We start from the raw sequence: 18,541 nt of genomic DNA, 5'->3' as shown, positions 1-18,541 counted from the left end.
CGTCCACCGTCACGGTACGTCGACGGTGCATGACGAACAACAGAATTTCCCCAACTTGAGCAGAATGCTCAATATCGACGGCCGGCCCCCGCTAGGATCATGCAGTATGCGTACCGTGGATGACACCGACCGACGGATCCTGCTGGCCATGACGGAGAATCCGCGCACGACGATCGTGGCGCTCGCCGAGCGGCTCGGGCTCTCCCGCAACACCGTGCAGTCCCGCGTCGCCGCGCTCGAGGCATCCTCTGCGCTCCAGGGCTACGACCGGCGCCTGCACGCGGCGTCCCTGGGGTATCCGCTGACGGTCTTCATGGTCACCCAGGTCGATCAGCCGCACCTGGAGCACGTCATCGCGCAGCTGCGGGAGATCCCCGAGGTGGTCCAGGTGCACGGCCTGAGCGGTCAGGGCGACATCCTGGTGCGCTGCGTGTGCCGCGACACCGATGACCTCTATCGGGTGAGCAAGCTGGTGCTGGGCTGCGACGGCGTGATCCGCACCGATACCTCGCTCGCGATGGGCGAACTCATCCCCTTCCGGCTGGCCCCGGTGCTCGAGCGCGATCTGGAGCGCTGAGTCCGGCCGCCGCGGGAGTGCTCAGAGGCTGGCCAGCGTCACCGGCTGCCCCGTGCGCACGGACTCCTGGGCGGCGGCGACCACCCGCACCGTGCGCAGGCCGACGTCACCCGTGGGCTCGACGGCCTCGCCCGCCCGCACAGCGTCGAGGAAGGCGTCCAGCAGCGAGCTGTCGGGATCGGCGCCGTAGGGCAGCCACTGCCCGGGACCGCCGACGTGCTCGGCGAAGGCGTCGATCTGCATCTGTCCGCCGGTGCCCACGGCCTGCAGCCGCAACCCGCCCCAGGTGGGTGCCGTGGCCGGCTGGGACCAGGAGCAGTCGATGGTGGCGAGGAGGCCTCCGGCATAGGTGAGGGTGACCAGCCCGCCGGTCTCCGCGCCCTCGCCGGCCCGGTCGGCCCACAGGATGCGGTTGACGGTGGCGTGGACGGTCTCGGGGGCGCCGAACAGCGAGTCGAGGATCTCGGCGAGGTGCACGGTGTGGTCCACCAGCGAGCCGCCGCCGGCGAGCTCGACATCGGTGAACCACGCGCGGGTGTCGGGCAGTTTGCCGTTGTTGGTGCCGGTCAGCCCGATGACTTCGCCGAGGGCCCCGTCGGCGATCGCGGTGCGCAGGGCCGCGACGGCCGGGGCGAAGTGCACCGGGAAGGCGGTCATGAGCACGACGCCGGCCTCGCGGCAGGCGTCGACCATGGCCTCGGCGTCGGCCACGGAGGTGGCCAGGGGCTTCTCGCACAGCACGTGCGCGCCGCGCCGGGCGGCCTCGAGCACCAGGTCCCGGTGGTGGGCGTTGGCGCTGGTCACGACGATGGCGTCGGGGCCTTCGGGCCAGGCGTCCCAGGCCTCCTGGTAGGAGCCGACGACCCGCCGGGCCTCGACGTCCCCGTACCCGTCGGGGTCCGCCACCACGAGGTCGACGTCGGCGCGCGGATCGAGCCGGGCGGCGTAGGAGCCGGCGTGGGTGTGCGCGCAGCTCATCAGGGCGATCCGCAGCGGTGCGGCAGGGGTCGGTGACTGGTTCAGCATGCGATGCTCCGTCCGGTGCGCAGGGACTCGAGGGCGGCGCGGGAGATCTCGACGGCGTAGGCGCCGTCGGCCGCGTCGACCCGGGTGGGGCCGCCCGTGCGCAAAGCGGCGGAGAACTCGAGGATCTCCTCGGCGTAGGGGCTGCGCAGGCCCGTGAGGTCGGGCAGGAAGCCGTCGCCGGCGGTCTGCCGCGTGGAGGCGACGTCGTCGAGCACCACCCCGGGGTCGCCGGCGGAGTCGTACTGCAGCCGGCCGCCGTCCCCGGCGAGGTCGAAGGTGTAGCGGAACTGCGTCCCGGGAGGGCCCCACAGGCCGCGGCAGTGGCTGATCGCGCCGGAGGTGTGGGTGAGGACCGCATGGGCGGTGCGCACGGTGTCCGTCTCGGTCGAGGTCGACTGCCGGGCGTAGACCCGCGCGACCGGCCCGGCGAGCCAGACGGCCTGGTCGATGTCGTGGATCATCTGGTCCATGACGATGCCGCCGGAGAGGGACTCGTCGGCGAACCAGGGCTGGGTGGGGAAGGACCCGGTGCGCTCGAAGCGCAGCACGGCGAGGCGGCCGACGGTGCCGGCCGCGACGGCGCGGTGGGCGGCGGCGTACTGCGGGAAGTACCGCACGACGTGCGCGGGCAGCAGCTTCCGGCCCGCCCGCTCGGCGTGCTCGACGACGCTGCGGGCGTCCTCGGCCGTCAGGGCCAGCGGCTTCTCGCAGACCACGTCCCTGCCGGCGTCGAGGGCTCGGTGGGTGATCTCGGCGTGCACGGCGGTGGGGGTGCACACGTCCACGGCGTCGACGGCGGCCAGCAGCTCCTCGAGGCTCGGGTGGACCGTGGCACCGAAGGTCGCGGCGAAGTCGTCGGCGCCCTCGAGGCTGTAGCAGTGCAGCCGGGCGCCGGCCTCGAGCCATCCGGGGGCGTGGGCGCGGGAGATCCCGCCGGTGCCGATGATGCCGATGTGCCACGGCCGCGGGCGGTCCTCTGGGGGCATGGGGGGTCTCTCCGTCGCTGGAGCGGTCAAGGGGCCACGTCGATCGTAGTCAGTTCCCCCCGCGCAGCGCACCCCGGGGCCGGAGCCCGGGATCCTCAGCGCAGCGGTGCGGTGCTGCCGCGCTCGACCAGCCCGTACGGGGTGTCCACCACGCGCGGCGGCCAGTCGTACCCGTCGATCCGCTCCAGCAGCAAGTCCAGCGCGGTCGCGGCGAGGGTGCGCTTGTCCGGGTCGATCGTGGACAATGGCGGGGTGGTGAAGGGGGCCTCGAGGATGTCGTCGTGCCCGATCACCGCGACCCGACCCGGCACCTCGATCCCCGCGGCGTGCAGTCCCAGCAGCGCACCGCGGGCGAGGTCGTCGTTCCCGCAGACGATCCCGTCGACCTCCGGATGTTCCTCCAGGAGCGTGCGCACGGCGGCGAGACCCCCGTCCAGGCTCCAGGTCCTGACCGCCTGGACCGTGGACCTGGCCTCCTCGAACCCTTCGAGCGCCTGGTGGAACCCGCCCAGCCGCAGCCGGCTGGTGGAGTGCTCCTGCTGGGCCTCGGTCGATTCGAGGGCACCGAGATAGGCGAGGCGGCGCCGACCCTGGCGGAGCAGGTGCGCGGTGGCGTCATGAGCGGCACGCCGGTTGTCGGTGCGGACGTAGTCGCTGCCCGCGGGCAGTCCCGCCTCCTCGACGTGCTCGCCGATGAACACGGTGGGCTGGATGGTGCGGCCGAGGTCCGTCAGCAGGTCCTCGCCGATCTGCAGGGGGTTGAAGACGACGCCGTCGCCCAGCACACGGGTGAAGCCGGCGAGGACGCTGTGCTCCTCCTCGCGGCCTGCCGCGGTGCTGTGGAGCATGATGCTGCGGCGGCGCCGCTGGGCCTCGTCGGCGAAGGCCTGGGCGAGCTCGGAGAAGTAGGTGCCGGCCAGGGAGGGGATCGCGAGGGTGATCAGGCCGCTGGTCCCGGTGCGCATCTGCTGCGCGCCGACCTGCGGGCGGTAGTTGAGCTCGCGGATCGCCTCCTGCACCCGTTCCCGGGTGCGCGGGCCGACGTTGGGGCGGTCGTTGACGACGTTCGAGACGGTCTTGATCGAGACCCCGAGCCGTTCGGCGATGTCCCGCATGGTGGCGTTGCGGGGCCGGGGAGGGGAGGTCATCACCGCTCCCCCGTCGTGGCGGCGTCGAGCCGGGACTGCCAGGGACGGACGAGGACGAAGGTGGTCACGGCCACCAGGATCCCACCTCCGCACGCCAGGGCGACGGGCTGGATGACCGTCGAGATCAGCAGGGTCGCCACGAGCGTGACGGTCCAGGAGGCGGTGGCGAGGGGGAGCAGGAGGATCCCGGCGAGCGCGCCGCGCCAGATCATGGGTTCCGGGGCCGATGGCCGCAGCGCGTGCAGGGCCAGCGCGTGGACCGCCGCGAGGGAACCGATCACCACCAGCACCAGGGCGGCCCCGAAGCCGAGGGGGAAGAACCACCCGGGCAGCGCCCCGGCGACGCCGAGGACCACGTTCAGACCCGCGGCCAGGGCGATCACCACGAAGGGCCCGGCGGCGCGGTTGGCCGGGACCAGCTCGTCGCGGTACCGGCGCAGCACCGCGGCGGCGAGGGCGCGGGGTCCATCGGTGGCCGCGAGCTCCTCGTCCCCGTGCAGCAGCGCGATCAGGGTGGCGGTGGCCGGGGCGATCCCGCCGATCACCGCCCCCAGCAGCACCAGCAGCACCCAGGCCAGGTGCAGCAGGACCAGCCGCGGGATCCAGGCCAGGGCCTCCATGACGGTGCCCGCCGCTCCCGTCGGGGTCACGTGATCATCCCTTGTTGCCGGTCAGCGCGATGGATTCGATGATCTGGCGCTGGAAGATCAGGAACACGCCGAGCACCGGCAGCAGGGAGACGATCGAGGCCGCCATGATCAGCGGGTAGTCGGTCTGGACCGCGTAGGTAGCGTTGAAGTTCGCGATCACCAGCTGCAGCGTGTGCACGTTCTCGGAGTTCAGGTAGATGATCGGGCCCAGGTAGTCGTTCCAGGTGCCCATGAACCACAGGATCACCTGGGCGGCGATCGCGGGCCGGATCAGCGGCAGCACGATCCGGCCGAAGATCTGCGGGTGCCTCGCCCCGTCGATAACGGCTGCCTCGATCAGCGAGTCCGGCACGCTCATCAGGTACTGACGCAGGAAGAACACCATCATGAGGTTGCCGAACAGGCCCGGCACGATGAGCGGCAGCAGGGTGTCCACCCAGCCGATCTTCGAGAACAGCATGAAGGTGGGGATCATGAGCGCCGGGAACGGGATCATGATGCCGCCGAGCAGGGCCAGGAAGATCGCGTTCTTGCCGGGGATCTTCATCTTGGAGAAGCCGTAGGCCGCGAAGCAGGAAGTGATGGTGCCGATCGTGATGACCGTCAGGGAGATGATCGAGGAGTTGACGATGCCCGTCAGCAGCGGACCGGCCTCCCAGATCCGCAGGTAGTTGCCCCATTCCACGGGGCTGGGGATCCATTGCGGGGGCAGCAGGAACACGTTCTGCTGGGTCTTCAACGAGGTCGAGAGCATCCAGGCCAGCGGCAGCAGCATGGTGAGGGCGCCCAGGCACAGGACGACGAAGACGACGACGTCGCCCGTGGTCCGGAAGCGTCGATCGCTCTTCCTCCGGCGGGTGCGCGCGGCGTCGGGCTCGACCCCGGAGGTCTGCAGGGGCGCGGTCGGGATGGCACTGGTGGCAGCCATGTCGGGCCTCCTCATTCCACCGTGAAGACGTTGCGGGAGTTCAGGTAGAACTGGATGGCCGTGACCAGGAAGATCATCAGTCCCAGGACGAGGCTCATGGCGGTCGCGTAGCCGAGCTGCAGGTTCTGGAAGCCCTGCTGCCAGATGTACCAGACGATGGTGGCGGAACCGAACTCGGGGCCGCCCGTCGGGGTCATGATGTTGATCTCCGCGAACATCTGCGCGCCGCCGATGATCCCGGTGACGACCAGGAAGAACGTGACGGGGCTGAGCATCGGGAGCGTGACGTGGCGGAACCTCCGCCAGGCCCCGGCGCCGTCGAGCATCGCCGCCTCCAGGAGCGTGCGTGGCACGGACTGCAGCGCGGCGAGGTAGAGCAGGGTGGAAAAGCCGATGCCCTTCCACACGCCCATCAGGATCAGGGCGGGCTTGACCCACATCTTCTCCGCGAGCCAGTTCGGCCCCTCGATGCCGACGGTCGCCAGCAGCTGGTTGACCAGGCCGAAGTCCCCGTTCAGCGCCCATTGCCACAGGATCGAGATGGCGGCCACGGAGGAGACGCCCGGCAGATAGTAGATGACGCGGAACGCGGCGCGGCCGGGCATCTGCCGGTTCAGCGCGAGGGCCAGAGCCAGCGAGATCGCGAGCCCGATCGGGATGCCCAGCATCAGGAACAGGGTGTTCCACAGCGACTGCCAGAACTGGGGGTCCGTAGCCATGGTGCGGAAGTTCGTCAGCCCGGAGAACAGCGGGGCCGACAGGCCGTTCCAGTGGGTGAAGGCCGCGTAGAAGGAGAAGATCAGCGGTGCGAGGGCGAACAGGGCGAAGCCGATCACGGGCGGGGCGATGAAGACCCGGCCCCAGATCCGTTCGGAGCGGTGCAGCCGGCCGTCGCCGGGCCGGTGCCGGGAGGTGCCGCCCTGGCCGGTGAGGCGCACGGACGCGGGCGCGGGGGTGGTCGTCGTGGCACTCACTGCGCGTTCGCCTCCTGGTCGATGCGGAACTGCTCGTACCCGTCGTCCAGGAAGTCCTGCATCACGGGCTGGGTGGCCGCGAGGTATTCGCTGACGTCCTCGCGGGCCTCGAGCACCGGCTGGAGGTTGGTGTGGAAGGCGTCGAGCCATTCGGGGGTGTAGGTGACGGTGTTGGGGACGAACCGGCCGTAGTCCTCGACGATGTCGATGTACTCCTGCTTGTTCTGCGGTTCGAGCGAGGTGTCCTTCACCCATTCGGCGGCGTGGGAGCGGGTGTTGGGGATGGTCTGCCCCTCGCCGACGATGATCGCCTGGGCGTCGGGATCGCAGGCCAGGAACATCGCGAGCTCGGCGGCGCGCTCCGGCCGACGGCTGGTCGCGGAGACGCCGATGCCCAGGGAGCCGATGTTGGTGGCCGACTCCCCGCCGCGCCCGGCGGGGTAGGGGCACAGGTCGAACTCGAAGTCGAGGGTGCGGTACAGCGTCAGGTCCCAGGGGGCGACGGGGAAGAAGCCGATCTGCCCGCGCAGCCAGCGCTGGTATCCGTCCATGCCCTCGGTCTCGTTGATCGACGGGGTCACGCCGTGCACCTCGCGCAGGTCGACGATGTACTGCAGGGCCTCGGCGAACTCCGGGGTGTCGATGGTGACGGTGCGGTGGTCGTCGCTGAGCCAGTTGCCGCCGTTGGACCACATGTAGGAATGGATCTCGGCCGCGACGTTCACCGAGGTCCCCCAGGAGTCGGTGGCGCCGTCTCCGTCGCGGTCGCCGGTGAGCGCCTGGCAGCGTTCGAGGAACTCGTCCCAGTCCAGCGGCACGTCGGGATCCGGCGGCTCCACCCCGAGCTCGGCGAAGAGGGTCTTGTTGTAGCCGAAGGAGAAGGGGCCGAGGTCCTTGGGCATCGCGTACTGCCTCCCGCGCCCGATCCGCTCTCCGTCGAAGCGGTACAGGTCCAGGCCCGCGGGCCAGATGTCGTGGACGGGGAGGTCGGTGGCCTCGATGTAGGGCGTGAGATCGGCCAGCACGCCGTTGACCACGTAGGCGGTGGTCATCGGCGCGTCGAAGTAGAACACGTCGGGCACCGAGTTGCCGAGGATCGCCGTCTGCAGCTTCGTGGAGTACTGGTCCACGGCGGTGGAGATCAGGTTGACCCGGTGCCCGGTGCGCTGGCGGAAGAGCTCGACGGCCCGGCCGAACACCTCCCGCTCCTGGGTGGAGCCGCGGAACATGAACGTCAGCACGTCGGGGTCGGCGGAATGGAGGTTGCCGCAGCCGGCAGCGGCACCCGCCGCGACGGTCGCGGCGGCGCCGGCGGCACCGGTGAGGAATCGTCGTCGTCTCATCGTGCTCCGATCTGTCTCGTCCTCGAGACCACCCGGCCGGCACCTGCCGCACCGAGGTACCACGTCGGGGCCCCATCGGCCGGCCGACCCTTCTCGCCCGACGATGGACGAAAGATGAGCGCTAAGGTACATCGTTGAACTAGTGTCGGCAAGCACCTTTCCCGCCGCTGGTCCGTCACCGGTCCTACCGTCGGATCGCGCTCGTCCCCCAGGCCACGTATGCGGCACTCCCCGCGAGACAACAGGCAGCGCCGCAGGTCAGAGCTACAGCGGCATGCCGAGGATCGAGCAGGAATCCGAGCCCCCACCACTGCGCGGGGCTGAACACGGTCAACATCGCCGCGACAGTCATCGCCAGCGACGGCCCCGCCGCCCACATCGGCCCGAGCACCACCGCCGCGAACATCGCCGCTCCCCAGGTCACGAGGAACAGCGAGATCGCCGGAGACCCGAGCGCTCCGTGGGCCGCGAACACCACCGAGGCGCCTCCCGCGCTCGCCCCGAACAGGACGACGCCCCACACGAGGCGGGCCACGACATCGCGGAAGGGGTCCCAGGCGCGCCAGAACGGCCCGTCCATCCCACCCGCCAAGGCGGCGACACCGCCCAGGAGCGTGCCGGCGAAGCAGAGCAGTCTGCTGTCGCCGATGGACCCGACGAGCGGAACCGACGTCCCGCCCAGGAGCAGCAGGAACACCAGGGACCCGACCGCGGCGACGATCAGCGGCCACGGCAGCAGCAGCCGCGCCCACAGCCACAGGGGCGGAGGGGAGAGCCGTTTCGTCATCTCAGAAGTCGCACTGCTGCAGGCCGGGAGTGATCTCCTCGATGTCGGCGGCTGCGGCCTCCTGATCCGCCGAGGAGGCTTCCTCGTCGACGAGGGTCAGATAGGCGTCGGTGAGATCGTTGTAGTCCTTCCAGAAGGCGTCCGAGGGCGGCACATCGGCCGAGACCTGTGGACAGTGGGAGGGCATGGCCAGCTCCTCGGCCACCGACTGCCGGCTCACCTCCGGGTCTGCCGCACCGAGCTCCTCGTTCGTGGGACGCCAGTCCGCGACATCTCCGGAGATCCTCAGATTCGACTGCACCGTGTCGGTCCTCGTCAGGGTGTACGACTCGACGACCGTGTGCGGCAGCGCATCCTCCACGCCCGCATCCTGTGCCGCGGCTCGGAACTCCTCGAACCTCTCGTGGAGGGGATCGAGGAGCCGCTCATGCTGTTCCGCGACGCAGGTGCGCATGCCCTGGCCACCGTCGCCGTAGCACATGAGCCGCCCGTCGGTCGTGGGGACATAGAGCGTCAAGGCGAGCGCCGGCGAAGCGGCGAGGATGACGAGCACCGCGAACGCACCGATCCTGCGCCAGGAGAGGCCCCTGATGGAGGGGGCCCAGGTCGCGACAGCCCACGTGCTCACACCGATCGCGATCACTGAAGCAACGGCTTGCGCGGCGAGAGATCCCCACGATGGAGCGAATCCGAGCATCGACCCGGTGGAACTGCCGATCGTGACGAGACCGCCTTCGCCGAGGGCGGTCACTCCGAGCCACAGCGCCGCCAGCACTCCGACGATGGGCCCGACGATGCCTCCGGCGACGGCGACGCACAGCACCACGGAGAGGATCGCGAGCGTGGAGAGCAGCGAGACCAGCAGGTGCACCGTCGACGCCATCGGCGAGTACCCCCAGTACTCCGGCCAGGTGAGGGACACCAGAGCGCCGGCCACGAGAACCGGTGCCACGAAGCACGCGGCCGTCGTCGCGGCGTAGCGCGTCACGTACCGAGCCCGCAGATCCCCCGTCGCCAGCAGATTCATGCGCTGGGGATCGATGGCCACCCTCGCGTCCACGCAGACGGCGACCGCGGTGATCAGCAGCGCAGGAAGCATCCCTGCCTCCACTGTGATCAGTGACCAGAAAACCTCTCCCCGCCACGGCATCCCCTCCTGGCCCAGGATGACGATCTGGCTGATCGTCATGGCGATCAGAGCGGCCCAGGGTGCGGCCATCCTCCTGCTCATGAGACCTCCTCCACCGAGCTCGCGAGCAGACGCTCGTAGGCAGATTCCCACGGACGCTCGGCATCGCCGTCCGCATGGCCGAGGAACTCCCCGGACGACCCGTCGAACACCGCCTTCCCGTCGCGCAGCAGCAGGACCCGATCGGCAAGAACATCGATGTCGTCGACGATGTGCGTGGACATCAGGACCGGCGTCGTGCGCGCCACGGCGCGAATCACCTCTCGCAGCCCTCGCCGCTGGCTGACATCCAGCCCGGTGGAGGGCTCATCGAGGACGACGACCTCCGGGTCGCCGATCACCGTCAGGCAGATTCCCAATCGGCGGTGCATCCCGCCGGAGAGTCGGCGAGTGGACAACTGCGCCTGTTCCGTGAGCCCGGTACGGGCAAGGGCCTCCTCGATGGCCGCGCCGCGCTGCTCACGCTCGTCGATTCGTCGTTCGGCGACGAAGCGGCATACGTCGCGCACCCGCGCGAACGGTGGGAACGTGAAGGTCTGAGGCAGGAAGGCGATGCGCCGTCCCTCTGCCCGTGCCGTCCGGTCGAGCTCGCGGAAGAGGGTCGATTTCCCGCACCCATTGCCCCCGGCGACAAGGGTGACGCCAGACTCGACCGCTCCGATCTGCACCGGCCCCAGTTCGAACGTGCCGGACCGGACGTGGAGGGGCGCTTGCACGATGAAACTCATGTACTGCACTTTCCATGGGGAGCGGAGGGGGCACCGCTCGTCACAGAGCCCGGACGTCGTGACACTCGGAGACCTGAGGGTCCCAGAGGTCCGGCGGATCCCACAATTCACGTCCTCCATCGGCCGAGAACCGAGGTGAGGCACGTTCGCCCGCGAAGGTTTCCTGCTCTCGGGGTCTGGCCACACGTACATCGTTGAACTAAGGTCTGCGAACACCCGCCCGTGGACCTCTCCCACCCTCGATCCCCGCGGGCCCAGGAGTCACCGATGACCCTCCGCACGGCAGTCCACCTGCACCCCGCCCACCGCGTCGGCCCGGTGCGCCGTCGCACCTTCGGCAGCTTCGTCGAGCACATGGCGCGCTGCGTGTACACCGGGATCTACGAGCCCGGTCACCGCTTGGCCGATGCCGACGGCCTGCGCACCGACGTCCTCGCGCTGACCCGTGAGCTCGGCGTCAGCTCGGTGCGCTATCCCGGCGGCAACTTCGTCTCCGGCTACCGCTGGGAGGACGGCGTCGGCCCGCTCGAGGACCGGCCCCGACGCCCGGACCTCGCCTGGCACTCCACCGAGCCCAACACCTTCGGCCTCGATCAGTTCATGACCTGGGCCGAGCGTGCCGGCGTCGAGCCGATGTACGCCGTGAACCTCGGCACCCGGGGAGCGCAGGAGGCCCTCGACGTGCTCGAGTACGCGAACGCCGCCGTCGGCACCGAGCTCGCCGACCACCGGGCGGCGAACGGCCACGCCGCGCCGTACGACATCCGCATGTGGTGCCTGGGCAACGAGATGGACGGGCCCTGGCAGATCGGGCACCGCCCCGCCGAGGAGTACGGACGGCTCGCGGCGCGGACTGCGCGGGCGATGCGCCGGCAGGATCCCGATCTCGAGCTCGTGGCCTGCGGCTCCTCCCACTCGGCGATGCCCACCTTCGGCAGCTGGGAGCAGGCGGTGCTCGAGGCCGGGTACGACGCGATCGACATGCTCTCGGCCCATGTGTACTACCGCGAGGAGGACGGCGACTCGGCCTCCTACCTCGCCTCGGCCGAGGACATGGACGCCTACATCGACGCCGTCGTGGCCACCAGCGACCACGTGCGGACGCTCGGCGGCCACCGGAAGCGGATCATGATCAGCTTCGACGAGTGGAACGTCTCCGGCTCCGGAGGGGGCGACCCCGGGAAGGAGCCGACGGGGGACGACTGGCCCGAGGCGCCCCGCTTCGCCGAGGTCACCTACACCGCGCAGGACGCCGTGGTGGTGGGATCACTGCTGATCAGCCTGCTGCGGCACACCGACCGCGTGGCCTCGGCCTCCCAGGCGCAGCTGGTCAACGTGCTGGGCCCGATCCGCACCGAACCCGGGGGCCGGGCCTGGCGCCAGAGCATCTTCCACCCCTTCGCGCTGACCTCCGCCCATGCGCGGGGGCAGGTGCTGACCGCCGCGATCGACTCCCCCACCGTCGAGACCGCGAAGCACGGCCCCAGCACCGCGCTCGATGCCGTGGCCACCTGGGGCGAGGGGCCCGGGGACCTCACGGTGTTCGCGGTCAACCGAGCCCCGGACGAGCACCTCGAGCTCTCGGTCCCGCTCGAGGCGTTCGGGACCGCTGACGGGGCCGGGCGGTTCGAAGTCGTCGACGCCGTCCTCCTGCACGAGGAGGACCCCTACGCCGTCAACACCGCCGATGACCCCGACCGCGTCGTGCCGCGCCCCCTGACCGGGGTGCAGCTCGAGGCCGCCACCCTGGCCACCGCCCTCCCCCCGATCAGCTGGGCCATGATCCGCCTCCGGGCACGCTCCTGACACCGCTTCCGTCCACCCACCCTGCAGAAAGTGACGACACGACCATGCGACGACGCACGATGACCACCGCCCTGACCGCGGCCCTGACCGGCACCGCCGCCGCCGGCGTGACCGCTCCCTCCCTCGCCGACGGCGGCCCCGGTCGCCCGGGCGGAACCGGCCACGGCCGGGACCGCGAGGATCGGCCCCCGCAGCTGCTAGTCGACGGCACCGGCCTGTACCCGCGGGTGATCCGCTTGGCCCACCAGGGCGAGGCGGACGATCGACTGCTCGCCTCCGTGGTCTCCTTCGACGGCCCCTCGGGGTACGGCGCGATCTGGGAGTCCACCGACGGCGGCGCCACCTTTGCGCAGATCAGCAGCGTCTCCGACCAGGCCACCGAGACCGGGGAGGGACTGTGCTGCGCCACCCTGTACGAGCTGCCGCGCGCCGTCGGCGATCTCCCGGCGGGCACCCTGCTGTGGAGCGCCTCCGTCGGCGCCGACGTCGCGGAGCGCCGGATGTCGATCCGGATCTGGGCGAGCACGGACGTCGGCCGCAGCTGGGAGCGGATCGCGATCACCGCCGTCGCCGAGAACGACGGCGGCCTGTGGGAGCCGGAGTTCGCCGTCACCGATGACGACACCCTCGTGCTCTGGTTCTGCGATGAGACCGACGGGGACAATCACTCGCAGAAGATCGTCCAGCAGACCTCGACCGACGCCCTGACCTGGACGGACCGGGAGCCGATCGTCGAGCTCGAGGACCCGGCGGCGCGGCCCGGCATGCCGAACGTGCGCCGGCTGTGCACGGGGCAGTGGGCGATGAGCTACGAGATCTGCGGGCCGCAGGACCTCTGCCGCACCTACCTGCGCACCACCGACGATCCGCGTCGGTGGGGAGCGGTCACCTCGCGCGATCCGCTGATCCAGGCGGCCGACGGCACCGAGCCCCGCCACACGCCGACCCTCACGATCGACGAGGACGGCTCGGTGCTCCTCGGCTCCCAGATGCACTACACCGCCGACGGCGCGGTCGCGACCGACAACGGACAGGTGGTGCTGCGCACGCACGACCGTTCTCTGCAGGGGAAGGTCCACTGGGTCACGGAGCCCGCGCCGGTGCCGGTCGAAGACCCCTGGAACAACTACTGCCCCAACTACTCCCCGACCTTCGTGCGCACCGGCACCGGGCACCTGCTGGAGATCACCTCGGCCCCCACCCAGGACGACGTCTGCCGGCCCTGGTACGGGTCCCTCGCCTGAGTCCGGGGCCCGGGAAGTTCACGGGACGGAGGCGCCGAGCACCTGGCCGAGGCCGCGCACGAGGGTCGCCGTCGACCCGAGCACGACGACCACCACGGCAGCCCACCGGGCCGCCCGCGCCGGGACCCGGCGGGCGACGGCTCCACCGACCAGCACGCCCAGCGGGACGGAGCCGACGGCGGCGAGGATCAGCGGCCACGGCGGAGGCTGCGCGGCTCCGGCGCCGCCCACCAGCAGCTTCGTCACCACCGAGGTCACTCCCATGGCGAGGAAGATCGGCTGGAGGGTGGCGGCGAAGGGCTTCTGCTCCCAACGGGTCACCTGCGCGTAGGCGAGCATCGCGGCGGCCGCGACACCGACGGCGGTGTTCAGGAAGCCGCCCAGCAGCCCGGCGACCAGCCCTGCGCGCCGTGGCGGCACCTCGGTCAGCCGGTGCAGCAATGGGGTGGCCGCGAGGGAGAGCAGCAGGGTCGCGCCGATGATCACCTCGAGCCATCCGGATGCGGTCCGATGCACCAGGAGGGCAGCTGGCACCGAACCGAGCACGATGGCCGGCGCGACCCGGGCGTAGCGGCCCCAGTCGATGTCCGCCCGCACGGCGACGGTCAGGAAGATGGCCGAGACGACGGTCGTCATGTTGGTCAGCAGCACCCCGGCGACCGGGCCGATCGCCAGCACCAGCGTCGGCGAGAGCACGAGGCCGGTGCCCATACCGCTGGTGCGCTGGAGGGTCACGCCGAGCACGACCGCGCCGATCACGACCACGAGTGCGAGCTCCATCAGCTCCTCCCGCTCTCCAGCGACCGGGTGCGTCGCAGCAGCAGCGCCAGCACGACGACGATCCCGGTCAGCGTCAGGGTGAGCGTCATGACCCCGGACCACCCGCCGGCGGACCAGACGAGGCCGGCGAGGCTGCCGAACACGGAGGACCCCAGGTAGTAGGCGAACAGATACACCGAGGCCGCCGGCCCGGGGGCGAGACCCGCGGCGTGGGCGCGCACCGGGACCCAGCCACTGGCGACCCCGTGGACGGCGAAGAACCCGCCGGTCATCACGGCCACCCCGACCACCAGCACGAACAGGTTCTCCGGGATCGTCAGCGCCAGACCCGCGGCCAGCACCGCGCTCGCGATCGGGACCACCAGGCGGCGCGAGGAGGCGTCCGCGAGGCGGCCCGCCACGATCGAGCCGACGGTCCCGACCGGGTAGACCAGGAACACCAGTCCCGCGGCGCCGAGGCCGAGCGAGAAGGGTTCGGCCACCAGGCGGAAGCTCAGGGCGTTGTAGGCGGCGACGAACGCGCCCATCCCACATCCGCCGATCGCGTAGAGGGCCAGCAGCGCAGGGTCCCGCAGCGCGCCACCCATCATCCGCGCGAGCCGGAGCGGACGGGCGGGGGCGGGCACGAAGTTCCGCGACGCCGGCAGCAGCAGGCGGACGGCGAGGGCGCAGCCGAGGCCCACCAGGGCGATGGTGCCGAGGGCCCAGTGCCAGCCCAGACTCTCGCCGATCCCGGCGGTGATCAGTCGTCCGGTCATCCCGCCGAGGGCGGTGCCGCCGATGTAGAGGCCGGCTGCGCGGGCCGTCACCCGGGCGTGGATCTCCTCGCGCAGATAGGCCGTCGCCACCGCGGGCAGCCCCGCGAGCGCGATCCCCTGCAGCAGGCGCAGGCCGAGCAGCGTCTCCCAGGTGGGGGCGAGTGCGCAGGCCACGCCGACCAGGGCCGACGCGGTCAGCGAGAGGTGGATCAACCGGGTGCGCCCGTAGGCCTCGGACAGGGCGCCGGCGACGAGCAGGGCCGCCCCGAGGCCGATGGTCGCGACCGACAGCGAGAGCGTGGCCTGGCCGGGGGTGACGGCGAAGGCGGCGGCGAGCTCCGGCAGCAGAGCCTGGGTGCTGTACAGCGTGGCGAAGGTGGCGATCCCCGCGAAGAACAGGGCGAGCGTGATGCGGCGGTACTCCGGGTCGTCGGTGCGGTATCCCGGGAACGGGGTCGGGTCCGGCGGCGCACTCACCCCCTCAGTCTGCACCTCGCGGCCCCGGCGCCGCCCGCTAGGCTCGATCCATGCACAGCGTCCCGGACCCGGCCGATACCCGCACCCAGCGTGAGCGCATGCTCGCGGGCGACTGGTACGTCTCCGACGCGGAGCTCGGCGAGGCCCAGCATCGGGCCGCCCGGCTGACGGACCGCTACCACCGGGCGTGGCTCGCCGAGGCGGCCGAGGCCCGGGAGCTGCTCGCCGAGCTGCTGGGCGGCCTGGGGGCGGGGACCGTCGTGCGGCCCCCGCTGGCCCTGGACTACGGCAGCAACCTGGTCCTGGGTGAGCGCACCTACGTCAACTATCACCTCACGGCGGCCGACGTCGCGACCATCACGATCGGGGACGACTGCCAGATCGGCCCCAATGTCCAACTGCTGACCCCGATCCATCCCACCGAGCCGGGCCCCCGCCGCGACCAGTGGGAGCGGGCCGCGCCGATCACGATCGGCGACAACGTCTGGCTGGGCGGGGGCGCCACCGTGCTGCCAGGGGTCACGATCGGTGAGAACTCGGTGATCGGTGCGGCCTCGGTGGTCACGAAGGACGTGCCGGCGAACGTGGTCGCCGTCGGCACTCCGGCCCGGGTGATCCGGCAGCTCTGAGCACGGCGGCTCAGCAGGCCTCGTCCACCGCGGCGGCGAGGAACGTGGTCGCCGTCGGCACTCCGGCCCGGGTGATCCGGCAGCTCTGAGCACGGCGGCTCAGCAGGCCTCGTCCACCGCGGCGGCGAGGTCGGAGGCGAGGGTCCTCGCCGCCTGCTGGTCCAGGTCGTGCACGGTCAGGCGCAGGTGGCGAGAGGGCTCGTCGGTCGGCTCGAGCCGGAACTCGTCGCCGGTGCGGACCAGCCAGCCGCGGCGCATGAGGCGCTCGGCGACGTCCCGGGCGGGCACCGGCACCGGCACCCAGAGGCTCAGGCCGTCCCCGGGCGGGGCCTCGAGCCCGTGGTCGGCCAGGCGTTCGGCGAAGGCGGTGTTGCGCTCGGCGTAGTGCGCACCGGCCTGCTCGATGAGGGCGAGGGCGCCGGCGTCGGTCATCACCCCGTGCGTGAGCCGCTGCAGCAGGTGGCTGACCCAGGTGGTGCCGGGGCTGAGGCGCAGCGCCAAGCGGGCGGCGGTGTCGGGGTCGGAGGCGGTCACGGCCAGGCACATGTCGGGGCCGGCGAACTTGGACACGGAGCGGATCAGCGCCCAGCGCCGGTGCTCGGGGCCGATGATCGAGAAGAACGGCCGACGGGAGAGGAACGAGAAGTAGTCGTCCTGGACGACGAGCACGTAGGGGTGATCGGCCAGCACCTCGCGCAGCTGGGCGGCGCGCCGCGGCGTGAGCGATGCCCCGGTGGGGTTCTGGGCCCGCGGCGTGCTCACCACCGCGCGGACGCCCTGGTCGAGCGCATGGCGGAGTCCGTCGACGGTCATGCCCTCGGCGTCGACGGGCACGGGAACGGCCCGATAGCCGCCGATCCGGGAGAGATGGATGCTGGCCAGGAAGCACGGGTCCTCGAGGGCCACGGCGTCGTCGCGCAGGAGGGCCTGGGCCAGCAGGCGCTCGACGGCGTCGACGGCACCGCTGGTCAGCGTCAGACGCAGGTCGTCTGCATCCCCCGGCAGGTCGGACCCGACCCAGACCCGCGCCCAGCTCTCCAGGTCGCGGTCGATGACCGGTTCGCCGTAGAGCACGGGGCGCCCGACGGCCGCTGCGAGCGCGGGGCGCAGATCGGGGATCAGCGACGGATCGGGGTTGCCGGTCCCGACGTCGCGCAAGGAACCGGCGGCGGCGAAGCCCTCCTGCGGGACGCGGGAGCGCTGGGCGACGCGGGTGCCGGCGCGACCCTGGGAGACGACGACGCCGGAACGGGCGAGCGTGCGGTAGGCGGCCACGGCGGTGTTGCGGTTGACGCCGAGCTGCTCCGCCAGAGCGCGCACGGAGGGAAGGGGGCTCCCCGGGGCCAGGGCACCGCGCTCGACGAGGCCGCGCACGCTGTCGGCGATCTCCGCGGCGGTGCCGCCGCTGATCACCTGCTCCTGGTCCGTGCTCACGCCCTCGAGTCTAGGTGGCGCCGTCCCGGATCGCGGACCGGTCGGCGGCGGCCTCGAGTACTGGCATGCGCCATGCTAGTTTTTGGCATAGGTCAATATCAGAAGGATGGGACGAGAGCCATGAGCACAGCCACCACCGGAACCGGCACGGTCAAGCGCGGCCTGGCCGAGATGCTGAAGGGCGGCGTCATCATGGACGTCGTCACCGCCGAGCAGGCGCGGATCGCCGAGGACGCGGGCGCGGTCGCCGTCATGGCCCTCGAGCGCGTCCCCGCCGACATCCGGGCCCAGGGCGGCGTCGCCCGCATGAGCGACCCGGACCTCATCGACGCCATCACCGCCGAGGTCTCGATCCCGGTGATGGCCAAGGCCCGGATCGGCCACTTCGTCGAGGCGCAGGTGCTGCAGCAGCTGCGGGTCGACTACGTCGACGAGTCCGAGGTGCTCTCCCCCGCCGACTACGTCAACCACATCGACAAGCACGCCTTCACCGTGCCCTTCGTGTGCGGCGCGACCAACCTCGGCGAGGCCCTGCGGCGGATCACCGAGGGCGCGGCGATGATCCGCTCCAAGGGGGAGGCCGGCACCGGTGACGTCTCCGAGGCGACCCGGCACATCCGCACCATCACCGCGGAGATCCGGGCGCTGGCGGCCAAGAGCGAGGACGAGCTCTACGTCGCCGCCAAGGATCTGCAGGCCCCGTTCTCCCTGGTCAAGGAGGTCGCCGAACGCGGGTCCCTGCCGGTCGTGCTGTTCACCGCCGGTGGGGTCGCGACGCCGGCGGACGCCGCGATGATGATGCAGCTCGGGGCCGACGGGGTCTTCGTCGGCTCCGGCATCTTCACCTCCGGGGACCCTGCGGCGCGCGCCGCGGCGATCGTCAGGGCCACCACCTTCCACGACGACCCCTCCGTGGTCGCCGAGGTCTCGCGCGGGCTCGGCAAGGCGATGGTCGGGATCAGCGTCGCCGACGTCCCCGCACCGCACCGTCTGGCCGATCGCGGCTGGTGAGCGGCCCCGGCGCGAGACCTCGGGTCGGGATCCTCGCCCTCCAGGGCGACGTGCGCGAGCACGCAC

The 18,541-nt window shown here is 71.4% G+C and carries 18 protein-coding genes; 5 read left to right on the top strand and 13 right to left on the bottom strand.

Annotation, left to right across the window (positions count from 1 at the left end):
- Window positions 1-106: 106 nt before the first annotated feature.
- Complete coding sequence (locus JOF43_RS04125) at window positions 107-577, top strand: Lrp/AsnC family transcriptional regulator (protein WP_209899491.1); 471 nt, start codon at window positions 107-109, stop codon at window positions 575-577.
- A gap of 21 nt (window positions 578-598) precedes the next feature.
- On the opposite strand, the gene JOF43_RS04120 is transcribed toward JOF43_RS04125, so the two are convergent.
- From JOF43_RS04120 to JOF43_RS04075, 10 genes are all read right to left on the bottom strand, one after another.
- Window positions 599-1,603, bottom strand: coding sequence for a Gfo/Idh/MocA family protein (locus JOF43_RS04120; RefSeq protein ID WP_209899488.1), 1,005 nt, complete (start codon window positions 1,601-1,603; stop codon window positions 599-601).
- A complete protein-coding gene (locus tag JOF43_RS04115) occupies window positions 1,597-2,589 on the bottom strand; it encodes a Gfo/Idh/MocA family protein (protein ID WP_209899485.1) in 993 nt (330 codons plus the stop codon). Before JOF43_RS04115 ends, JOF43_RS04120 begins: the two co-directional genes overlap by 7 nt.
- A 95-nt stretch (window positions 2,590-2,684) precedes the next feature.
- On the bottom strand, window positions 2,685-3,737 hold the full coding sequence (locus tag JOF43_RS04110) for a LacI family DNA-binding transcriptional regulator (protein ID WP_209899482.1): 1,053 nt from the start codon (window positions 3,735-3,737) through the stop codon (window positions 2,685-2,687).
- Window positions 3,737-4,387, bottom strand: a complete 651-nt coding sequence (locus JOF43_RS04105) for a DUF624 domain-containing protein (protein ID WP_209899479.1) — start codon at window positions 4,385-4,387, stop codon at window positions 3,737-3,739. Before JOF43_RS04105 ends, JOF43_RS04110 begins: the two co-directional genes overlap by 1 nt.
- 4 nt (window positions 4,388-4,391) lie before the next feature.
- On the bottom strand, window positions 4,392-5,315 hold the full coding sequence (locus JOF43_RS04100) for a carbohydrate ABC transporter permease (protein ID WP_209899476.1): 924 nt from the start codon (window positions 5,313-5,315) through the stop codon (window positions 4,392-4,394).
- A gap of 11 nt (window positions 5,316-5,326) precedes the next feature.
- Complete coding sequence (locus tag JOF43_RS22455) at window positions 5,327-6,289, bottom strand: carbohydrate ABC transporter permease (RefSeq protein ID WP_209899473.1); 963 nt, start codon at window positions 6,287-6,289, stop codon at window positions 5,327-5,329.
- The gene (locus tag JOF43_RS04090) at window positions 6,286-7,632 is read right to left on the bottom strand and encodes an ABC transporter substrate-binding protein (RefSeq protein ID WP_209899470.1); all 1,347 of its coding nucleotides are present in this window, start codon (window positions 7,630-7,632) and stop codon (window positions 6,286-6,288) included. Before JOF43_RS04090 ends, JOF43_RS22455 begins: the two co-directional genes overlap by 4 nt.
- Before the next feature lie 184 nt (window positions 7,633-7,816).
- Window positions 7,817-8,419: a hypothetical protein gene (locus tag JOF43_RS04085; RefSeq protein WP_209899466.1), complete on the bottom strand. Its 603-nt coding sequence runs from the start codon at window positions 8,417-8,419 to the stop codon at window positions 7,817-7,819.
- Between the two features lies 1 nt (window position 8,420).
- A complete protein-coding gene (locus JOF43_RS04080) occupies window positions 8,421-9,650 on the bottom strand; it encodes a hypothetical protein (RefSeq protein WP_209899463.1) in 1,230 nt (409 codons plus the stop codon).
- Window positions 9,647-10,336 carry an ATP-binding cassette domain-containing protein gene (locus tag JOF43_RS04075; protein ID WP_209899462.1) on the bottom strand — a complete coding sequence of 230 codons (690 nt, stop codon included), beginning with the start codon at window positions 10,334-10,336 and terminating at the stop codon, window positions 9,647-9,649. The genes JOF43_RS04080 and JOF43_RS04075 overlap by 4 nt, the downstream gene beginning before the upstream one ends.
- 267 nt (window positions 10,337-10,603) lie before the next feature.
- Here JOF43_RS04075 and arfA point away from each other — a divergent pair, with 267 nt between their 5' ends.
- A complete protein-coding gene (arfA, locus tag JOF43_RS04070) occupies window positions 10,604-12,142 on the top strand; it encodes an arabinosylfuranosidase ArfA (RefSeq protein WP_209899459.1) in 1,539 nt (512 codons plus the stop codon).
- Between the two features lie 59 nt (window positions 12,143-12,201).
- Window positions 12,202-13,386, top strand: a complete 1,185-nt coding sequence (locus tag JOF43_RS04065) for a sialidase family protein (RefSeq protein WP_209899456.1) — start codon at window positions 12,202-12,204, stop codon at window positions 13,384-13,386.
- A gap of 18 nt (window positions 13,387-13,404) precedes the next feature.
- Here the strand turns inward: JOF43_RS04065 and JOF43_RS04060 are convergent, their stop codons facing one another.
- The gene (locus JOF43_RS04060) at window positions 13,405-14,166 is read right to left on the bottom strand and encodes a TSUP family transporter (protein WP_209899454.1); all 762 of its coding nucleotides are present in this window, start codon (window positions 14,164-14,166) and stop codon (window positions 13,405-13,407) included.
- The gene (locus JOF43_RS04055; protein WP_209899451.1) at window positions 14,166-15,401 is read right to left on the bottom strand and encodes an MFS transporter; all 1,236 of its coding nucleotides are present in this window, start codon (window positions 15,399-15,401) and stop codon (window positions 14,166-14,168) included. The genes JOF43_RS04060 and JOF43_RS04055 overlap by 1 nt, the downstream gene beginning before the upstream one ends.
- Window positions 15,402-15,451: 50 nt before the next feature.
- Here JOF43_RS04055 and JOF43_RS04050 point away from each other — a divergent pair, with 50 nt between their 5' ends.
- Window positions 15,452-16,030, top strand: coding sequence for a sugar O-acetyltransferase (locus JOF43_RS04050; protein ID WP_209899448.1), 579 nt, complete (start codon window positions 15,452-15,454; stop codon window positions 16,028-16,030).
- 99 nt (window positions 16,031-16,129) lie between these two features.
- On the opposite strand, the gene JOF43_RS04045 is transcribed toward JOF43_RS04050, so the two are convergent.
- Window positions 16,130-17,464, bottom strand: coding sequence for an aminotransferase class I/II-fold pyridoxal phosphate-dependent enzyme (locus tag JOF43_RS04045; protein WP_209899445.1), 1,335 nt, complete (start codon window positions 17,462-17,464; stop codon window positions 16,130-16,132).
- A 120-nt stretch (window positions 17,465-17,584) separates the two neighbouring features.
- Here JOF43_RS04045 and pdxS point away from each other — a divergent pair, with 120 nt between their 5' ends.
- Window positions 17,585-18,475 (top strand): pyridoxal 5'-phosphate synthase lyase subunit PdxS, encoded by an 891-nt coding sequence (gene pdxS, locus JOF43_RS04040; RefSeq protein ID WP_209899442.1) that lies wholly within the window; start codon window positions 17,585-17,587, stop codon window positions 18,473-18,475.
- Window positions 18,476-18,541: the final 66 nt, after the last annotated feature.

This window comes from Brachybacterium sacelli, assembly GCF_017876545.1.
GTDB classification, from domain to species: domain Bacteria; phylum Actinomycetota; class Actinomycetes; order Actinomycetales; family Dermabacteraceae; genus Brachybacterium; species Brachybacterium sacelli.
This window is presented reverse-complemented; position numbering and strand designations above follow the sequence as displayed.